General features: G+C 73.4%; 18 protein-coding genes. 9 read left to right on the top strand and 9 right to left on the bottom strand.

The features are described 5' to 3' along the window. The first annotated feature begins 49 nt into the window (after nt 1–49). Nucleotides 50–868: a chaplin gene (locus AB0G79_RS16700; RefSeq protein WP_360806910.1), complete on the top strand. Its 819-nt coding sequence runs from the start codon at nt 50–52 to the stop codon at nt 866–868. 82 nt (nt 869–950) lie between these two features. On the opposite strand, the gene AB0G79_RS16695 is transcribed toward AB0G79_RS16700, so the two are convergent. The 3 genes from AB0G79_RS16695 to AB0G79_RS16685 form a co-directional block, all read right to left on the bottom strand. Further along, a complete protein-coding gene (locus AB0G79_RS16695) occupies nt 951–1,640 on the bottom strand; it encodes a DUF2293 domain-containing protein (RefSeq protein WP_360806908.1) in 690 nt (229 codons plus the stop codon). Nucleotides 1,641–1,665: 25 nt separating this feature from the next. After that, nucleotides 1,666–2,124: a hypothetical protein gene (locus AB0G79_RS16690; protein WP_360806906.1), complete on the bottom strand. Its 459-nt coding sequence runs from the start codon at nt 2,122–2,124 to the stop codon at nt 1,666–1,668. A gap of 67 nt (nt 2,125–2,191) precedes the next feature. Beyond that, nucleotides 2,192–3,403: a pyridoxal phosphate-dependent aminotransferase gene (locus AB0G79_RS16685; RefSeq protein ID WP_360806904.1), complete on the bottom strand. Its 1,212-nt coding sequence runs from the start codon at nt 3,401–3,403 to the stop codon at nt 2,192–2,194. Nucleotides 3,404–3,497: 94 nt separating this feature from the next. Between AB0G79_RS16685 and AB0G79_RS16680 the strand changes: the two genes are divergently transcribed. Beyond that, nucleotides 3,498–4,178, top strand: coding sequence for a helix-turn-helix domain-containing protein (locus AB0G79_RS16680; protein WP_360806902.1), 681 nt, complete (start codon nt 3,498–3,500; stop codon nt 4,176–4,178). 12 nt (nt 4,179–4,190) lie between these two features. Here AB0G79_RS16680 and AB0G79_RS16675 read toward each other — a convergent pair whose 3' ends face one another. Continuing rightward, nucleotides 4,191–4,541 (bottom strand): MerR family transcriptional regulator, encoded by a 351-nt coding sequence (locus AB0G79_RS16675; RefSeq protein WP_360806901.1) that lies wholly within the window; start codon nt 4,539–4,541, stop codon nt 4,191–4,193. A gap of 26 nt (nt 4,542–4,567) precedes the next feature. Then, nucleotides 4,568–5,320: an SDR family oxidoreductase gene (locus tag AB0G79_RS16670; protein ID WP_360806899.1), complete on the bottom strand. Its 753-nt coding sequence runs from the start codon at nt 5,318–5,320 to the stop codon at nt 4,568–4,570. A gap of 82 nt (nt 5,321–5,402) precedes the next feature. Here AB0G79_RS16670 and AB0G79_RS16665 point away from each other — a divergent pair, with 82 nt between their 5' ends. After that, nucleotides 5,403–6,035: a uridine kinase gene (locus tag AB0G79_RS16665; RefSeq protein ID WP_360807074.1), complete on the top strand. Its 633-nt coding sequence runs from the start codon at nt 5,403–5,405 to the stop codon at nt 6,033–6,035. Here AB0G79_RS16665 and AB0G79_RS16660 read toward each other — a convergent pair. Further along, nucleotides 6,032–6,958 carry a PfkB family carbohydrate kinase gene (locus AB0G79_RS16660; protein ID WP_360806897.1) on the bottom strand — a complete coding sequence of 309 codons (927 nt, stop codon included), beginning with the start codon at nt 6,956–6,958 and terminating at the stop codon, nt 6,032–6,034. The genes AB0G79_RS16665 and AB0G79_RS16660 overlap by 4 nt on opposite strands. Beyond that, nucleotides 6,955–7,872, bottom strand: coding sequence for a pseudouridine-5'-phosphate glycosidase (locus tag AB0G79_RS16655; protein WP_360806895.1), 918 nt, complete (start codon nt 7,870–7,872; stop codon nt 6,955–6,957). The genes AB0G79_RS16660 and AB0G79_RS16655 overlap by 4 nt, the downstream gene beginning before the upstream one ends. A gap of 271 nt (nt 7,873–8,143) precedes the next feature. Here AB0G79_RS16655 and AB0G79_RS16650 point away from each other — a divergent pair, with 271 nt between their 5' ends. Beyond that, nucleotides 8,144–8,500, top strand: coding sequence for a cupin domain-containing protein (locus AB0G79_RS16650; protein ID WP_360806893.1), 357 nt, complete (start codon nt 8,144–8,146; stop codon nt 8,498–8,500). A gap of 137 nt (nt 8,501–8,637) precedes the next feature. Here AB0G79_RS16650 and AB0G79_RS16645 read toward each other — a convergent pair whose 3' ends face one another. Then, complete coding sequence (locus tag AB0G79_RS16645; RefSeq protein WP_360806891.1) at nt 8,638–9,930, bottom strand: MFS transporter; 1,293 nt, start codon at nt 9,928–9,930, stop codon at nt 8,638–8,640. A 46-nt stretch (nt 9,931–9,976) separates the two neighbouring features. Beyond that, nucleotides 9,977–10,525: a methylated-DNA--[protein]-cysteine S-methyltransferase gene (locus tag AB0G79_RS16640; protein ID WP_360806889.1), complete on the bottom strand. Its 549-nt coding sequence runs from the start codon at nt 10,523–10,525 to the stop codon at nt 9,977–9,979. A gap of 284 nt (nt 10,526–10,809) precedes the next feature. On the opposite strand from AB0G79_RS16640, the gene AB0G79_RS16635 reads away from it, so the two are divergent. From AB0G79_RS16635 to AB0G79_RS16615, 5 genes are all read left to right on the top strand, one after another. Further along, nucleotides 10,810–11,709 carry an MHYT domain-containing protein gene (locus tag AB0G79_RS16635; protein ID WP_360806887.1) on the top strand — a complete coding sequence of 300 codons (900 nt, stop codon included), beginning with the start codon at nt 10,810–10,812 and terminating at the stop codon, nt 11,707–11,709. A 71-nt stretch (nt 11,710–11,780) separates the two neighbouring features. Beyond that, nucleotides 11,781–13,919, top strand: a complete 2,139-nt coding sequence (gene uvrB, locus AB0G79_RS16630) for an excinuclease ABC subunit UvrB (protein WP_360806885.1) — start codon at nt 11,781–11,783, stop codon at nt 13,917–13,919. Nucleotides 13,920–14,068: 149 nt separating this feature from the next. Further along, entirely contained in the window at nt 14,069–14,647 is a 579-nt protein-coding gene (locus AB0G79_RS16625; protein WP_360806883.1) for a TerD family protein, read from the top strand. A gap of 152 nt (nt 14,648–14,799) precedes the next feature. Next, on the top strand, nt 14,800–16,716 hold the full coding sequence (locus AB0G79_RS16620) for a TerD family protein (RefSeq protein WP_360806881.1): 1,917 nt from the start codon (nt 14,800–14,802) through the stop codon (nt 16,714–16,716). Nucleotides 16,717–16,946: 230 nt separating this feature from the next. Beyond that, nucleotides 16,947–17,918, top strand: a complete 972-nt coding sequence (locus AB0G79_RS16615) for a TerC/Alx family metal homeostasis membrane protein (protein WP_360806879.1) — start codon at nt 16,947–16,949, stop codon at nt 17,916–17,918. The last annotated feature ends 40 nt before the right edge of the window (nt 17,919–17,958 follow it).

The raw sequence follows: 17,958 nt of genomic DNA, 5'->3' as shown, positions 1-17,958 counted from the left end.
ATTCCGGTACGGGCACTTGCCCGTGCACATCTCCGGAAGGCAGGAAGCCATGAGGCAGATTCGCCGAAGTGGTCTGGCCACTCTGATGGTCACGGGCGGCGCGCTCGCGCTCTCGGCGGGGGCCGCGCACGCCGACGCGGGCGCCCAGGGCGCCGCGGTCAATTCGCCGGGAGTCATCTCCGGCAACACGATCCAGCTGCCCGTGCACGTCCCGGTCAACCTCTGTGGCAACACGGTCAACGTCGTCGGGCTGCTCAACCCGGCGGCGGGCAACAAGTGCGCCAACACCTCGGCCGCGCCCGCGCCCGGCGGGTACGGCGAGGAGCGCGGCGGCGACCGCGCGCACAAGGACCTGCCCGGCACCCCGCGCGGCGGCGAGCAGGGCGGCTCCGGCAACGGCGGCTCCGCGCACGGCGGTTCCTCCAACGGCGGCGGGGCCACCGCCGAGACCGAGGCCAAGGGCTCGCCCGGCATCCTCTCCGGCAACGGCATCCAGCTGCCGATCGACCTCCCCGTCAACGTCAGCGGCAACTCCGTCAACGTCGTCGGTATCGGCAACCCGGCCGTGGGCAACACCGCGGTGAACGGCCCCGCGAAGCCGGAGCAGCCGGTCGAGATCCCGACGCCGCGCCCGCAGACGCCCGTCAGGAACGTGCCGGTCCCGCAGGCCGAGGAGACCGAGACGCCCACCCCGGCGCCCGCTCCCGTCCCCGCCCCGGCTCCCGAGCCGCAGGGCGAGTCCCGTTCGGCCGCCCTGGCCTCCACCGGCTCGGACACCGTGGGCTTCGCCGCCGCGGGGAGCGCCGCGCTCCTGCTCGGCGGCGCGCTGATGTACCGCCGCGCCCGCCGCGCCGGGGACCAGGTCTGACGGTCCCCCTCGCACGCCGCACGGGCGCACCCGACGCGCGCTGACGTCCGAGCCGTCAGCGCCGTCGGTGCTTCCGCCGCCGTCAGCCGCGCACCCGGCCGCCCGCTCCCTCGGCCCCGGCGCGCCAGGTCCTGAGCACCGCCTCGATGGCGGGCGCGACCCGTGTCCGGGCCTGGTGCCGGGGGACTCCCTGCATCAGCAGGGTGTCGTACGGCGTGTCGACATGCCGTACCGAGGCGCGGACGGCGGCGGTGACGGCGCCCCGGTCGAGGGCACGGCCCGCGGCCGTGCGCCCCACCCGTCCACTGCCCTTCGCCGACGCGTGCTCCGAGATCTCCGTGGCGCGGTCGGCGGGGCAGGACGGGAAGAGCCGCAGCACCTCGGCCCGCAGAGCGGCGGTGACCTCGGCGTCGAGCGCGGCCCGCCGGGCCGCGTCCCGGGCCCGTCGCCGGGCCCGTGCCTCCGCGTCCTCCAGACAGGCGGCCTCGGCGCGGGCGAGGGCCGCCTCCTCGACGAGCAGCCCCTGGCGCTCGTAGCGGGTCCGGCGCCGGTTGTGGCGGACGACCACGGCCCACAGGGTGCTGCCCTCCCTGGCCCGCCGGGTGAGCGCGGTGTCGCCGCGGCGCAGGAAGACCAGGTGCCCGAGGTCGGCGCAGTCCAGGCAGACCAGGGCGTTGAACTCGACGATCATCCGCTCCATCGGCCCGCGGTGGCATTCCGAGCAGCGGCGGCGACGCAGTGGTTCGACGACGACGGGTGCGACGAGGTCCATGGCCGGTCCTCTCTCCGGTGCTGCCTCAGCGGACGCCGGGCGCGGCGGCGGCGATGAACGTGGCGAGCGCTTCCTTCGCCTGTTCCGAGCGACGGGCCCGTTCCGCCTCGTCGGTCGCCTCGTGGATGCAGTGGGACTCCACGAAGGCCGCGTCGGCGAGCCGGCGGACGTTCGGGTCGTCGCAGACCAACTGCACGCGGAAGAGGGCCTGCCGGGCCGCGGTGCGCTGCCGGTAGGAGGCGTGCCGCGACTCCTCCGCCTCCTCCGAACCGGGCTGCCGGAGCGCCCGGAACCAGCGGTCGTTCTGACTGTGCCGGTAGTCGACGACCGCGCCCGCGAAGGCGCTGTAGGTCTCGATCCGTTCCTGGCGGAGCTGTTCGGTACGGGCGAGCGCGGCCGTGCGCTCGCCGGCCCGCCCCTGGAACCAGTGGGTGAAGACGACGCCCAACAGTGTTCCCGCCACGGCTATCAGTGCCGCATCCATGACCGGCCGCCCTCCCCGAATCGTTCGGCCCCAGACACCTAGATCATGACAGCCGGGAGGGCCGGAGTCACTGGCGGTAGCTGCTCAGGAAGCGGCCGATGCGGCTGATCGCGGCGTCGAGGTCGTCGGCGTACGGCAGGGTGAGGATGCGGAAGTGGTCCGGGCGCGGCCAGTTGAAGCCGGTGCCCTGGACGACCTGGATCTTCTCGCGGAGCAGCAGGTCGAGGACGAACTTCTCGTCGTCGTGGATCCTGTGCACGGCGGGGTCCAGGCGCGGGAAGGCGTACAGCGCGCCCTTGGGCTTCACGCAGGAGACGCCCGGGATCTCGTTGAGCTTCTCCCAGGCCCGGTCGCGCTGTTCGCGCAGCCGGCCGCCGGGGGCGGTGAGTTCGTGGATGGACTGCCGGCCGCCGAGGGCGGCCTGGATGGCGTACTGGGCGGGGGCGTTGGGGCAGAGGCGCATGGAGGCCAGCATGGTGAGGCCCTCCAGGTAGTTGCGCGCGTGCTGCTTGGGGCCGGTGACGACCAGCCAGCCGGAGCGGAAGCCCGCCACCCGGTAGGTCTTGGAGAGGCCGCCGAAGGTGAGGACGACCAGGTCGGGGGCGAGTGCGGCGGCCGGGTGGTGGACGGCGTCGTCGTAGACGATCTGGTCGTAGATCTCGTCGGCGAGGACCATCAGGCCGTGGCGCCGGGCGAGTTCGAAGATGCCCTCCAGGACCTCCTTCGGGTAGACGGCGCCGGTCGGGTTGTTCGGGTTGATGACGACGATCGCCTTGGTGCGGTCGGTGATCTTCGACGCCATGTCGTCGAGGTCCGGGTACCAGTCGGCGGACTCGTCGCACAGGTAGTGCACGGGCTTGCCGCCCGCGAGTGTGACCACGGCGGTCCACAGCGGGTAGTCGGGGGCGGGGACGAGGACCTCGTCGCCGTCCTCCAGGAGGGCCTGGACGGCCATGGAGATCAGCTCGGAGACGCCGTTGCCGAGGAAGACGTCGTCGACGTCCACGTCCGGCAGGCCCATGGACTGGTAGCGCTGGGCGACCGCGCGGCGGGCGGAGAGGATGCCGCGCGAGTCGGTGTAGCCGTGCGCCCTGGGGAGCATCCGGATCATGTCCTGGACGATCTCCTCGGGCGCCTCGAAGCCGAAGAGCGCGGGGTTGCCGGTGTTGAGGCGCAGGACGCTGTGGCCCGCCTCCTCCAGCGCGTTGGCGTGCTCGATCACCGGGCCGCGGATCTCGTAGCAGACCTCGCTGAGCTTGCTCGACTGCCGGAACTCCATGTCGGATCTCCCCAAGGTCCCCGTCGGTTTCGTGTTGCTTGGTTTTACCAAGTTCGAGCTTGGAAAGTCCAACAACATGTCTAGACTGCGTCGCATGCCACGTCAGCCACGCCGCCGCAGCTACGACCAGCACTGCGCCGCCGCGCGCGCCCTCGACCTCGTCGGCGACCGCTGGACACTGCTCGTCGTCCGTGAACTCCTCGCCGGACCGCGCCGCTACACCGACCTCCACGCCGACCTGCCCGGCGTCAGCACCGACATGCTCGCCGGCCGCCTCAAGGACATGGAGGGCGCCGCCCTCGTCACCCGTCGCCGACTCCCGCCGCCCGCCTCGGCGTTCGTGTACGAGCTCACGCCGCGCGGCCGCGACCTCCTGCCCGTCCTGCGCTCGCTCGCCGCGTGGGGGGCGCCCGACCTGGGCGAGCCCCGGCCGACCGACGCCGTCCGCGCGCACTGGTACGCCGTCCCGCTCCTCGACCCGCTCGCCGCACTGGGCGCGGGCGTGGTCCAGGTGACCCTGGACGAGGGGGAGTTCCACGTCCGCTTCGGCGAGGACGGGAGCGTGGAGTACGGGGACGGGCGGTACGGCGGCGAGGGGCACGGGGCAGACACCCACCTGCGCACCGACGCCGCGACCTGCCGGGCCCTCGCCGAGGGCGGACTGACCCTCGCCGAGGCGATCGCGGCGGGCCGCGCCGAACTCGTACCGGCCGAGCCCGTACCGGCTGATCCCGTACCGGCCGAACTCGCGCGCGGGGCCGCCGGGAAGGCGTGAGCGCGGACCGCTTCAGGGCCCGGCGCCGGCCAGGCTCGCCGCGAGGCGGTCACGGGCCGCCGTCTGCGCCGCGATCCGGGCGTCGAGGACGGCGAGCCGCTCGCGGGCGATCTCCAGGCCCCGGGGCGACGGCGCGACGGCCCGCATGTCGCCGTCGAGGCACGAGCGGAACGCGGACACGTCGTCCAGCGTGAGCCCCGCGTCCAGCAGGTACCGGATGTTCGCGACCCGCGCGACGGCGCCCCCCGCGTACACCCGGTAGCCGTTGGCCGCGCGGGCCGACGCGATCAGTCCCGCCTGCTCGTAGTGGCGCAGCGCGCGGGGCGACGCCCCGGTCCGCCGGGCCAGTTCACCGATGCGCAAGGGTGCCACCTCCTCGCGCAGTCGTATCACGTGACCAACGCGCCCCCGTCGACCGGCAGGACCGTGCCGGTGAGGAAGGCCGCGTCGGGCGCGGCGAGCGCGGTGATCGCCCAGGCCACCTCCTCCGGCCTGCCGACGCGGCCGAGCGGGGTGTGGGCGAGCTGCCAGGCCCGCAGGGCCTCGCGGCGGGCGGGGGAGAGGCCCATGTGCTCCGCGATCGGGGTGTCGATCGCGCCGGGAGCGACCGCCACCACCCGTACGCCGTCGGGGGCGAGTTCCACGGCCCAGCAGCGGGTGAGGGTCTCCACGGCGCTCTTGGTCGCCGGATACACGGAGTTGCCGGGCCAGCCGCGCTGCCCGATCGTCGTCGACACGTTCACCACGACGCCGCGGGACTCCTTGAGGGCCGGGACGGCGGCCTGGGTGAGGAGCACCGGGGCGACGAGGTTGGTCTCCAGGAGCGGGGCGATGACGGAGCGGTCGAGTGTGCCGAGCGGGCCGCCGGCCGCGACGCCGGCGTTGTTGACGAGCACGTCGAGACGGCCGTACGGGGCCAGGGCGGCCCCGACGATCTCCTCGGCGGCGCCCTCGGCCGTGACGTCCGCGACGAACGGGTGGATGCCCGGGTGCCCTTCGGCGGTCTCGCGCAGCGGCGCGCTCCGGCGGCCGACGGCGACGACCGCCGCCCCTCGGGAGGCGAAGGCGCGCGCGGTGGCCCGTCCGATGCCGGTGCCCGCGCCGGTGACGACGACGACCCTGGTGGGTGTGGTGGTGTCCATGGGGGAGATGGTCGAACCGTGACGCCAGTGGCAAGGTCAAGTCCCGAGGGGCGGCGCCGGGCAGGATGGGGGGATGAGTGGGATGCGATACGAGGCGATCAGCTGGGAGCGGCTGGCCGAGGTGCTCGCCGGGCACCTCGACGCGACGACTCCGGCCGACGGGGGACCGTGGCTCAAGGCAGGGATCGACGGGGCGCCCGCCGCGCCCGGCGGTGAGCTCGCCGGCCTCCTCGCCGAGGCGCTCCGGGCGCGCGGGCGCGCCGTCCACGTGGCCGGGACCTCGGGGTTCCTGCGGCCGGCCTCGCTGCGGTACGAGTACGGGAAGCGGGACCCGGACGCGTACTACGACGGGTGGACCGACACCGGGGCCCTGTGGCGCGAGGTCTTCGGGCCGCTGGAGCCCGGCGGGACCGGTCGGGTCCTTCCCGACCTGTGGGACCCGGCCACGGACCGCGCGACCCGCAGCCCGTACGTGACGCTGCCGCCCGGCGGGGTGCTCGTCCTGCACGGGCCCTTCCTCCTCGGTCGGTGGTTCCCCTTCGACCTCACGGCGCACCTGCGGCTCTCGCCCGCCGCGCTCGCCCGGCGCACCGAGGAGGCCTGGACGCTGCCCGCCTTCGCCCGGTACGAGACGGAGGTCGACCCCACCGAGGCCGCCGACGTCGTCGTACGCGCCGACGACCCGCGCCACCCGGCCTGGACCGGACTTCCCTAGGGCGACGCCAAGGGAGTGCCGCCGGGTCTGCCGCCCACGAGCGTGACCGCCTCCGCGCCCGCCCGGCAGCCCGCCTCCGCGGCCTCCGCGGGGTCCGCGCCCGCGAGCCGGGCCGCGAGGAAGGCGCCGGTGAACGCGTCCCCCGCGCCCGTGGAGTCCACCAGCAGCTCGGGCGGCACCGGGGGCGCCGACACCCGCGCCGTGACCGCGCCGCCCTCGGCGACCAGGGCGCCGGCTGCTCCGGTGGTGACGACGACCAGGGGGTGGCGTCGGCTCAGCTCGGCGGCGGCCGCCGCCGGTTCGCGGCCCCCGGTCAGCAACCGCGCTTCGTCGGCGTTGGGCAGCAGGACGGCGGCCCCGGCCGCCGCCGCCAGGAACCGGTCCGTCCCCAGCTCCGCGAGGAACCCGGCGGACGCCGGGTCGACGCTCACCGGGACGCCCGCGTCGCCCGCGTCCCGCAGCGCCCGCCCGACCGCCTCGCGGCTGGCCGGGGCGAAGAACAGATAGCCGGAGAGGTGCAGCGCGGCGACCCCGTCGAGCAGGTCCGGCGACCAGTCGGCGGGGGAGAGGCGCAGCGCGGCGCCGCTGTCGGTGAGGAAGGTCCGCTCCGCGGAGGCGTCGACGAGCGCGATCACGGTGGCCGTCGCCGCCTCCGCGTCCGGGACGAGCAGGGGGCGCACCCCCGCCCGCCGCAGCGCCCGCTCGTGCCACGCGGCCGCGTCCGTCCCGACCCGGCCGAGGAGCCGCACCTCGCAGTGGCCCGAACGCGCCGCCCAGCAGGCCGCGTTGGCCCCGGCACCGCCCGGCAGGGTCCGGATCTCCGCCGCCGTGTCCGTCGCGGACACCAGGGGCGTACGGTGCCGGGCGACGACGTCCGTCACCACGTCCCCGACGACGAGAAGCGCACCCGGTGCCGGGCTCACCGTCCGGGCCGCGCGGCGTAGGCGCCCGCGATGTCCGCCGCCAGTCGCACGTTGCCCCGTACCGCCGCGAGGTTCGCCTCCAGGGACGCCCCTTCCGTGTGCACCGTCAGGTACTCGAGCAGGAAGGGCGTCACCGCCTGTCCGGCGATCGCCTTCTCCCTCGCCTCCGCGAGGCCGCGCGCGAGGACCCGGTCGTGGAGGGCGGGGTCCAGCTGCTCCGCATCCGGGACCGGGTTGGCCACGACGAGTGCCGCCGCCGGTCCGCCGAGCGCGTCCTGCGCGCGCATCACGCGGGCCACCTCCTCGGGGGAGCGCAGGGTCCAGTCGACGGGCTCGCCGGAGGAGGAGAGGTAGAACCCGGGGAAGTGCTCCGTGCCGTACCCGACGACCGTCACCCCGAGGGTCTCCAGGCGCTGCAGCGTCGCCGGCACGTCGAGGATCGACTTCACCCCGGCGCACACCACGGTGGTCCCGACCCCGGCGAGCAGCCGCAGGTCGGCGGATTCGTCCTGCGTCTCGCTCCACTCGCGGTGCACGCCGCCGAGGCCGCCGGTCGCGAAGACCCGTATGCCCGCGGCGTCCGCCAGCCAGGCCGTCGCCGAGACCGTCGTCGCCCCCGTCACCCCCGTCGCCAGGGCCGGGGCGAGGTCGCGGTGGCCCAGCTTCCGTACCGCCGGGTCCTCCGCGACCCGGGTCAGGGCCGCCCGGTCCAGGCCGACCCTGGCGGTGCCGTCGACCACCGCGATCGTGGCGGGGACGGCGCCCCGGTCCCGTACGAGCGCTTCGAGCTCCAGGGCCACGGCCAGGTTGCGCGGGCGCGGCAGGCCGTGGGCGATGATCGTCGATTCCAGTGCGACGACGGGCCGGCCCTCGTGGAGCGCCTCCCGTACCTCTTCGGACACCTGTGTGGACATGTCCCATTCCTGGCGCGGCCGCGGACCCCGCAAACCTCGGTGGCGAGCTCCTGCCACACCGGAAGCGGGGGTACGGAATCCGTGACGGCGTCCGGGGTCCGGCGGGCGGTCCGGCGGCGGGACCCCGGCGGGCCCAGGCGGGGGCGTGGTGCGGAATCCGTCGCCGCGCCCGCGTTCGGGCAAGTGCCCTGGTGGGAGGCGAAGCGGAGGGTTTCCGTCCAGCGGATGCCGGTCTTCTGGCCGCCCGGGGCCCCGGCTACAGTCACCGCCCATGACCACTCATGACCTGCCGTCCTTCGCCGTGCACATCCCCGACGCGGAGCTCGAAGTCGAGCCCCTCGACCCCGACCAGATCGTCTCCGGCACCCCGGAGGTGACCGGCAAGGTGCTGTGGGAGTCCGCCGACGGCAAGCAGCTGCGCGGCATCTGGCAGATCACGCCCGGCGTCGTCACCGACACGGAGGCGAACGAGCTCTTCGTGGTGGTCAGCGGCCGCGCGACCGTCGAGGTCGAGGGCGGGGACACCCTGGAGATCGGCCCCGGCGACGCCTGCGTCCTGCGCGAGGGCGACAAGACGACCTGGACCGTGCACGAGACGCTGCGCAAGGCGTACCACATCAGCCTCTGAGGCATCGGCCAAGGAGGCGTCGGCCCCCGAGGCGTCGGCCTCCAGGGTTCCCCGGGCCGCTGAACGCGGTCCGTCCGGTGCGATCCGTCCGGTGGGGGCGTGGGCATTCCGCCCGCGCCCCCACGCGCGCGTCCGGGTCAGGCCTCGCGGACGGCGCCGCGGACGGCGAGCGCCGCCATCGGCAGCAGCAGACAGGCGGCGACCGCCGTGAGCGGCCCGTAGCCCGCCTGCGAGACGATCACGCCCGCCGCCAGACCGCCCAGGCCGGCGGCCGTGTTCATCACGAAGTCGGAGAGGCCCTGGACCGCGGCCCGTGCCTCCTGCGGCACCGAGTCCGTGAGCAGCGCCGAACCGGACACCAGCCCGGCCGACCAGCCGAGGCCGAGCAGGAAGAGCCCCAGGGCGGTCTGCCCGTGGCTCGACCCGGCCGTGCCCGCGACGAGCGCCGCCACACCGATGAGGCCCACCGCGAGCCCGATCACCGACAGCCGGCCCAGCCGGTCGGAGAGCCAGCCCATCACGGGCGAGAAGGCGTACATGCCGGCGATGTGCCCGCTGATCACGAGGCCGATCAGCTGGATGTCCGCGCCGTGGTGCGTGAGCGCCACCGGGGTCATCGACATGATCGAGACCATCGCGGTGTGCGAGGCGGCCACCGTGACCAGGGCGAGCCGGGCCCGTGAGGACTCCCGTACCGCCCGCAGCCCCGCACGCAGGGAACGGCCCTCGGGCGCCGCGCCGGACTCGGAGGCGGCGAGCGCGCGGGCGGTGAGGAGCGGGTCGGGACGCAGGAGCAGCGCGACCACGACCGCCGAGACGACGAAGACGCCTGCGGCCCACACGAAGGGGCCCGCCGTCGCCGGGATGCCCAGGCCCGAGACGCTCTTCCCGGCCGGCGCGGCGATGTTCGGCCCGAGGACCGCGCCGATCGTGGTCGCCCACACCACGGTCGAGATCGCCCGGGCCCTGTGGTCCGGTTCGGCGAGGTCGGCGGCGGCGAAACGGGCCGCGAGGTTGGCGGAGGAGCCCGCGCCGAAGCCGACGAGTCCGACGAGGAGCAGGGGGAAGCTGCCGACGGCCGCGCCGAGCACCACCACACCGGCGCCGAGCGCCCCGAGGAGGTACGCCAGGACGAGCCCCGCCCTGCGGCCGCGCGAGGCCATCAGGGCGGCCAGGGGCATGGCGAGCAGCGCGGGGCCCGCGACGGTCGCGGTCGAGGCGAGCCCGGACAGCGCCTCCGTGCCGCTGACGTCCCTGGCCAGGACGGCCGCGAGGGCGACGCCGATGGCGATGCCGAGTCCGCCGAGGATCTGGGTGACGATCAGGACGATCTGGATCCGGCGGCGCAGCGCGGGGAGCTCGGCCTCGTCGACCGGGCCGGATATGCGCGTGGGCGGGGTGACGTCAGGGGCGTCGGGCGTGTGGGTCACTTACGTGAGTGTGCCAGGCGTCCCACGTGGTGGGAACGCCGACGGCTCAGAACAGCGGCGCGGGCAGGACGCCCTCCAGCGCGAGCAGCTGTCTCTTGGTCTCCAGGCCGCCGCCGAAACCGCCGAGCCCGCCGTCGCTCTCCACCACCCGGTGGCACGGCACCACCACGGGCAGGGGGTTGGCGCCCATCGCCGCGCCGACCGCCTGCGCGGCCCCGGGCTGCCCGACGCGCCGCGCCAGCTCCCCGTACCCCACGACCGTGCCGTACGGCACGCCGGTCGCCAGCTCGCGCAGCACGTGCCGGTTGAACCCGGTCGTCAGGCTCCAGTCCAGCGGCAGGTCGAACGCGCGCGTGGCGCCCGCGAAGTACGCGTCGAGCTGCCGTACCGGCTCCGCGAGCAGTCCCGTGGCACACTCCAGCGGCTCCGCGCCCAGCTGCCCGGCGAGACGGTCGAGCATCCGCTCCCGCCGCGCCGCGTCGGCGTGGAACTCGACCCGCACGAGCCCCCGGCCGGTCGCGGCGAGGAAGAGCGGCCCGATGCCGCTCGGCACCACCGCCCACTCGACGCCCGCCGGCTCCGCTTCGATCTCCATGCCGCCCACGGTACGACCCGCCACTGACAACCCGAACCGGGACGGCACGGCGGGCGGTGCGGCGGGCGGCGCGGCGGGCGGCACGCCCCGGACCGACGGGACGAAACCGGCACGAAGCCGCGTCCAAGATCACGCGCCGGTCTCACTCCGGTCTCACGAGCGGAAATTCCCCGGTCACGTGGTCGCCGGGCCTCCGGCGCGCCATAATCTCGCCCCGGTAGTACTACCCAGCGGTACCGACTGTTCTCGGACGACGGGGCACCAGGGGTGGAGGGCACACGCTCATGCAGGGCACGGTCGACGGATTCAGCTACGGGCTCGTCACTCCGGTGGCCGCCTTCATCATGGCCTGTCTCGGCGGAGCCCTCGGGCTGAGGTGCACCACCCGGTCCCTCCGGCACCGCGACACCTTCAAGGCCGGCTGGCTCGCCCTCGGCGCCACCTCCATCGGCACCGGCATCTGGACCATGCACTTCATCGCCATGATGGGCTTCTCGGTCCAGCAGGCGCCCGTCACCTACGACCGTCCCATCACCTTCGCCAGCCTCGGCGTCGCCGTGGTCATGGTCGGCATCGGCATCTTCATCGTCGGCTACCGCGGCGCGACCCCCCTCACGCTGGTCACCGGCGGCACCATCACCGGCCTCGGCGTCGCCACCATGCACTACCTCGGCATGGCCGGCATGCGGCTGCACGGCCGCGTCGAGTACGACACCACGACCGTCGCCCTCTCCGTGGTCATCGCCGTCGTCGCCGCCACCGCGGCCCTCTGGGCGGCGGTCTCCATCCACGGCTTCCTGGCCAGCCTCGGTGCCAGCCTGGTGATGGGCGTGGCCGTCAGCGGTATGCACTACACGGCCATGGCCGCCGTCAGCGTCCACCTCCAGGGCGCCGAGATCGTGCCGGGCACCGGGGACACCGCGACCTCGCTCCTCCTGCCCATGCTGATCGGCCCCGCGGTCTTCCTCATCCTCGCCGCCGTGGTCGTCATGTTCGACCCGCTGCTCGTGATGGGCGACCCGGACTGGCAGCGCCCCGCCGCCCGGAGCGTGCACCGCCCGGGCGTGCCCGCCCCGCGCCACACCCCGTCCTACGGCGAGCCCGCCAACTGGACCGGACGGCCCGCGGGCCGCGGCGCCCGCAGGGCAGTCCCGCGGGGCGGCCACCGCTCCCAGGACTGGTGACGGCGGGCCTTCCGCCCCGGCGCCGCGCCGATCACCCCCCGACTGTCAGTGCCGGGTCGTACGGTGGTTGCATGCGGCCCGTTTCCAAGATCGAACGTTCGGTGGCGCCCTTCGAGGTCGTCAGCTCCTACCAGCCCAGCGGCGACCAGCCCACGGCGATCGCCGAGCTCGAGCGGCGCATCCGCGCGGGCGAGAAGGACGTCGTGCTGCTCGGTGCCACCGGCACCGGCAAGTCGGCCACGACCGCGTGGATGATCGAGAAGCTCCAGCGCCCCACCCTGGTGATGGCGCCGAACAAGACGCTGGCCGCCCAGCTGGCCAACGAGTTCCGCGAGCTCCTGCCGAACAACGCGGTGGAGTACTTCGTCTCGTACTACGACTACTACCAGCCCGAGGCGTACGTCCCCCAGTCGGACACGTACATCGAGAAGGACTCCTCCATCAACGAGGAGGTCGAGCGGCTGCGGCACTCCGCGACCAACTCCCTGCTCACCCGCAGGGACGTCGTCGTGGTCGCCTCCGTCTCCTGCATCTACGGCCTCGGCACGCCGCAGGAGTACGTGGACCGGATGGTCCCGCTCAAGGTCGGCGAGGAGGTCGACCGGGACCAGCTGCTCCGCCGCTTCGTCGACATCCAGTACACGCGCAACGACCTCGCGTTCACCCGCGGCACCTTCCGCGTCCGCGGCGACACCATCGAGATCTTCCCGGTGTACGAGGAGCTCGCCGTCCGCATCGAGATGTTCGGCGACGAGATCGAGGCCCTCTCCACCCTCCACCCGCTCACCGGCGAGGTCATCAGCGAGGACCGCGAGCTGTACGTCTTCCCCGCGAGCCACTACGTCGCGGGCCCCGAGCGCATGGAGCGCGCGGTCAACGACATCGAGCGCGAGCTGGAGACCCGGCTCGCCGAGCTCGACAAGCAGGGCAAGCACCTGGAGTCGCAGCGCCTGCGCATGCGCACCACGTACGACATCGAGATGATGCGCCAGATCGGCTCCTGCTCGGGCATCGAGAACTACTCGATGCACTTCGACGGCCGCGAGCCCGGCTCCGCGCCCAACACCCTCCTCGACTACTTCCCCGAGGACTTCCTGCTCGTCATCGACGAGTCGCACGTCACCGTGCCCCAGATCGGCGCCATGTACGAGGGCGACGCCTCCCGCAAGCGGACCCTCGTCGACCACGGCTTCCGGCTCCCCTCCGCCCTCGACAACCGCCCGCTGAAGTGGGAGGAGTTCCAGGAGCGGATCGGCCAGACCGTGTACCTCTCCGCGACCCCCGGGACGTACGAGCTGTCGCGCGGCGACGGCTTCGTCGAGCAGATCATCCGCCCCACCGGCCTCGTCGACCCGGAGGTCGTCGTCAAGCCGACCGAGGGCCAGATCGACGACCTGGTCCACGAGATCAGGCTGCGCACCGAGCGGGACGAGCGCGTCCTCGTCACCACCCTCACCAAGAAGATGGCCGAGGACCTGACGGACTACTTCCTGGAGCTCGGCATCCAGGTGCGCTACCTGCACAGCGACGTCGACACCCTGCGCCGCATCGAGCTGCTGCGCGAACTGCGGGCCGGCGAGTACGACGTCCTCGTCGGCATCAACCTGCTCCGCGAGGGCCTCGACCTCCCCGAGGTCTCCCTCGTCGCCATCCTCGACGCGGACAAGCAGGGCTTCCTGCGCTCCGGGACCTCCCTCATCCAGACCATCGGCCGCGCCGCGCGCAACGTCTCCGGCCAGGTCCACATGTACGCCGACCGGATCACCCCGGCGATGGAGCAGGCCATCGACGAGACCAACCGCCGCCGCGAGAAGCAGGTCGCGTACAACACGGCGCACGGCATCGACCCGCAGCCGCTCCGCAAGAAGATCAACGACATCGTCGCGACCATCGCGCGCGAGGAGGTCGACACCGAGGAGCTGCTCGGCACCGGCTACCGCCAGGGCAAGGAGGGGAAGGCCGCCAAGGCGCCCGTCCCCTCGCTCGCCGCGCACGGCACCAAGGGCCGCGCCAAGGGCGGGAAGTCGGGCTCCACGGTCGAGCTCGGCGACCGTCCCGCGACGGAACTGGCCGCGATCATCGAGGAGATGACCGAGCGGATGCGCGCCGCCGCGGCGGAGCTCCAGTTCGAGGTGGCGGCCCGGCTCCGCGACGAAGTGGGAGAGCTGAAGAAGGAGTTGCGCCAGATGAAGGAGGCGGGAATCGCCTGACCGGAGGCGGGCGGAGGCGGTCCGGTGTGTTGCAAGACCGACACAAATCCGGACCGCGACTCTGCGGTGTCAGTGCCCCTGGCTAGGGTGCTGGACAACCGCACGCACCGGACAGCGGGCGCGGGGAACGCAACGAGAGGGGCAAGCGCGTGACGGTCAACATGACCAAGGGTCAGGCCATCAGCCTGGAGAAGCAGGGCGGGGGCAGCCTCAGCCAGGTGCGGATGGGGCTCGGCTGGCAGGCGGCGCCCCGCAGGGGCCTCTTCGGCTCCCGTACGCGAGAGATCGACCTGGACGCCTCGGCCGTCCTCTTCGCGGACAAGCAGCCGGTCGACGTGGTCTTCTTCCGTCACCTCGTCAGCGACGACGGTTCGGTCAAGCACACCGGTGACAACCTGGTCGGCGGCGCCGGCCAGGGCGGGGACGACGAGGCGATCCTCGTCGACCTCCAGCGGGTCCCGGTCCACATCGACGCGATCGTCTTCACCGTGAACTCCTTCACGGGCCAGTCGTTCCAGGAGGTGCAGAACGCCTTCTGCCGCCTCGTCGACGAGACGAACGGCCAGGAGCTCGCGCGCTACACCCTCGACGGCGGCGGCAACTACACCGCGCAGATCATGGCGAAGGTGCACCGGGCCGGCTCCGGCTGGCAGATGACCGCCCTGGGCAACCCGGCCAACGGCCGCACGTTCCAGGACCTGATGCCCGCGATCCTGCCGCACCTCTAGGCAGCCCCGCGCGGCGACCCGCAACAGCTCCCGGAGGCATCTGGCCACCGGGAGCTGTCCCGCATGAACGTGCCCTGCATGAACGTGCTCCGCATGAACGTGCTCTGGATGAACGTGCTCCGGCACCAGGAAACACCGAGGGGACAGAGTCGATGACGGCCGAACTGGTCCGGGGGCAGAACCACCCCCTGCCCGACACCCGACTGGAGATCAGGGTGTCCGCCGGTCATCCGGTCCTCGCCGGAGTCACCCTCGGCGACGAGCGGGGCCGGGTCGCCGGCGCCGAGGCGGTCGCCCACCCGGCCGCACCCTCGCTCCCCGGCGTCGACGTCCCCCGGCAGGCCTCGGCCGACCAGCGCATCGGCGTCGACCTGACCGCCGTCCCCGACGCCGTCCACCGCGTCTCCGTCCTCCTCGTCCTCCCCGCCGGCTCCGGCGGCCCGACCCGCTTCGGCGCGACCGCGGCCCCCTTCGTCGCCGTCACCGGAGCAGACGGCACCGACCTCGCCGGCTACACGATCACCGGACTCGGCAGCGAGTCCGCCGTCGTGGCCCTGGAGCTCTACCGCCGCCAGGGCGCCTGGAAGGTCCGGGCGATGGGCCAGGGGTACGAGGGCGGACTCGCCGCCCTCCTCGGGGACCAGGGCCTGGAGCGCGCCGCCGAGGTGGCCGCGTCCATCCTGGGCGCGGCCGTACCGCCCGCGCCGGTGGAGCCGCCCGCGCCGCCCGTATCGCCCGTACCGCCCGTATCGGCCGCGCCGGTCGAGCGGCCCGGGCCCGTCCCGCCGGTCCCGGCCGACAGCGCCGTACCGACGGCCGTCGTACCGACCGGCGGGTCGACCGGCGGGTCGACCGGCGGTGGGCCGATCAGCTACGCCCACCCCGGTCGCCGCCCCGCCCCGACCGAAGCCGCGTCCCCGCCGCCGCAGGGCCCGCCCGCCCCCGTCGCCGGGGACGCCTCCGGCTGGTCCATGGACGAGCGCCTCTACAACCAGGTGTGGGGGATGTTCGAGGACCTGGCCCGTACGGTCTCCGCCTACCGGGGCGCCTGCGACTTCGCCGAGTCCCGGCTCGACCGCGAGCTCGACGAGGCCCTCACCGACTACCGCTCCCGCGTCGGCGGCGCGAACGACGCCGCCCGCGCGACCGCGCGCGCCCGCCACGACGAGCTGGTCGAGCGGGCCAAGGAGGTCCTCGACCGCGACCTCGCCCAGCTCGTCGCCGAGTCCGAGGTCGTCGAACCGGCCCTCCCGCCCGCCTACGCCCGCTGGGACAACCCCGTCTGGCAGGCCTACCGGAGTCCGGCGGAGGAGCCCATGGCCGTACGCCTGGGCGACCTCCACCTGCCCGAGGGTCCCGGCCTGCGGATTCCGATGCTCGTCCGGCTGCCGCTGGAGCGCGGGCTGTGGGTGGACAGCGGCCGCGGCCACTCCGAGGCGGCCAACCTGCTCGACGAGGCCCAGCTGCGCCGGCTCGCGCTGGACAGCGCGGTCGCCCACGCGACCCGGCTGCTCGCGGCGCACCCGGCCGGATCGTTCGCGGTCCACGCCGTCGACGCGGCGGGCGCCGGGGCGGCCGCGCTCGCCCCGCTCGTGGAGGCGGGCGTGCTCGCCGCCCCGCCCGCCCGGGGAGCCACCGGGGTCACGACGGTGCTCGAACAGCTCACGGAGCGGGTCGACCTGCTCCAGATGGCCCTGCGGAACGGCGCGACGGACGCGCTGCCGCCCGGCCTGGACACGGCGCGGCAGCTGCTGATCGTGCACGACTTCCCGCACGGCTTCGACGACCGGGCGGTGACCCGGCTGCGGTACCTCGCCGACGAGGGCCCCGGCGTCGGCGTCCACCTCCTCATGGTGGCCGACCGGGAGGACGCCGCCGCGTACGGACCGGTGCTCGACCCCCTGTGGCGCTCGCTGCTGCGCCTCACGCCCGTGCCCGACGACCACCTCGCCGACCCGTGGGTCGGCCACGCCTGGTCGTACGAGCCCCCGGTCTTCCCGCCGGGTAGCGCGGTCCTGCGGCAGGTCCTCGCGCGCATCGCCGAAGCCTCTCCGGTAAAGCGGTTCTGACCTGGTCTTTTGAGGCCTCTTTATCCAGTCCTTTACCTTCTCTTGGTCTTTCGGGTACTGTTCTTCGTGCGGAGGGGAGTACTCCCCATGCGCGGCGTTCCCGTCAATACGGACGGATCCCATGATCCGGCCCGGGGCGTCGGCCCGAGGCGGTGCGAGCGCCGCGCGGGTGGAAGAGACCTCCGGCAGCGACGAAGCTGATCATGTAGCCGTACGACGCCGGAGGCGCAGTGGACGTTTCAATGACCCTGTGGGTGCTGACCATTCTCGGTCTGTGCGCCCTCATCGGAGCCGACTTCTTCATCGGGCGGAAGCCCCATGACGTCTCGGTCAAGGAAGCCGGAATCTGGACCGTCGTCTGGATCGTCCTCGCCGCGCTGTTCGGCCTCGGACTGCTGCTCTTCGGCAACAGCCAGGCGTCCGGCGAGTTCTTCGCGGGCTACATCACCGAGAAGTCGCTCAGCGTCGACAACCTCTTCGTGTTCGTCCTGATCATGGCGAAGTTCTCGGTCCCCTCCCACCTCCAGCAGCGCGTGCTGCTCGTGGGTGTGCTGATCGCCCTGGTCCTGCGCGCGATCTTCATCGCTGCGGGCGCCGCGATCATCGCGAGCTTCTCGTGGGTCTTCTACATCTTCGGCGCGTTCCTGATCTACACCGCCTGGAAGCTCATCCAGGAGGCGCGCTCCGACGAGGAGGAGGACGAGTTCGAGGAGAACCGTCTCCTCAAGACCGTCGAGAAGAAGTTCGGCGTCGCCGACCGGTACCACGGCACGAAGCTCTTCATCCGTGAGAACGGCAAGCGGATCATGACCCCGCTGATGGTCGTCATGCTCGCCATCGGCACCACGGACATCCTGTTCGCCCTCGACTCCATCCCGGCGATCTTCGGCCTGACCCAGGACCCGTACATCGTCTTCACCGCCAACGCCTTCGCCCTCATGGGTCTGCGCCAGCTGTACTTCCTGATCGGCGGCCTGCTCAAGAAGCTGGTCCACCTCAGCTACGGCCTGTCGGTGATCCTCGGCTTCATCGGCGTGAAGCTGGTCCTGCACGCGCTGCACGAGTCCGGGGTGCACGTCCCGGAGATCTCGATCCCGTTCTCGCTCGCGGTCATCTGCGGCGTCCTGATCGTCACCACGATCACCAGCCTCATCGCCTCCAAGAAGCAGGCGGAGCGCGAGAAGGAAGCGGTCGACGCCTGATACCGGTCGCCTGATACCTGACACGTCAGGCGCACGGCGA

The organism is Streptomyces sp. NPDC020807, from assembly GCF_040641575.1.
Lineage (GTDB): Bacteria > Actinomycetota > Actinomycetes > Streptomycetales > Streptomycetaceae > Streptomyces.
The sequence above is the reverse complement of the archived record's forward strand: the minus strand, read 5'-3'. Positions and strand labels throughout refer to the sequence as shown.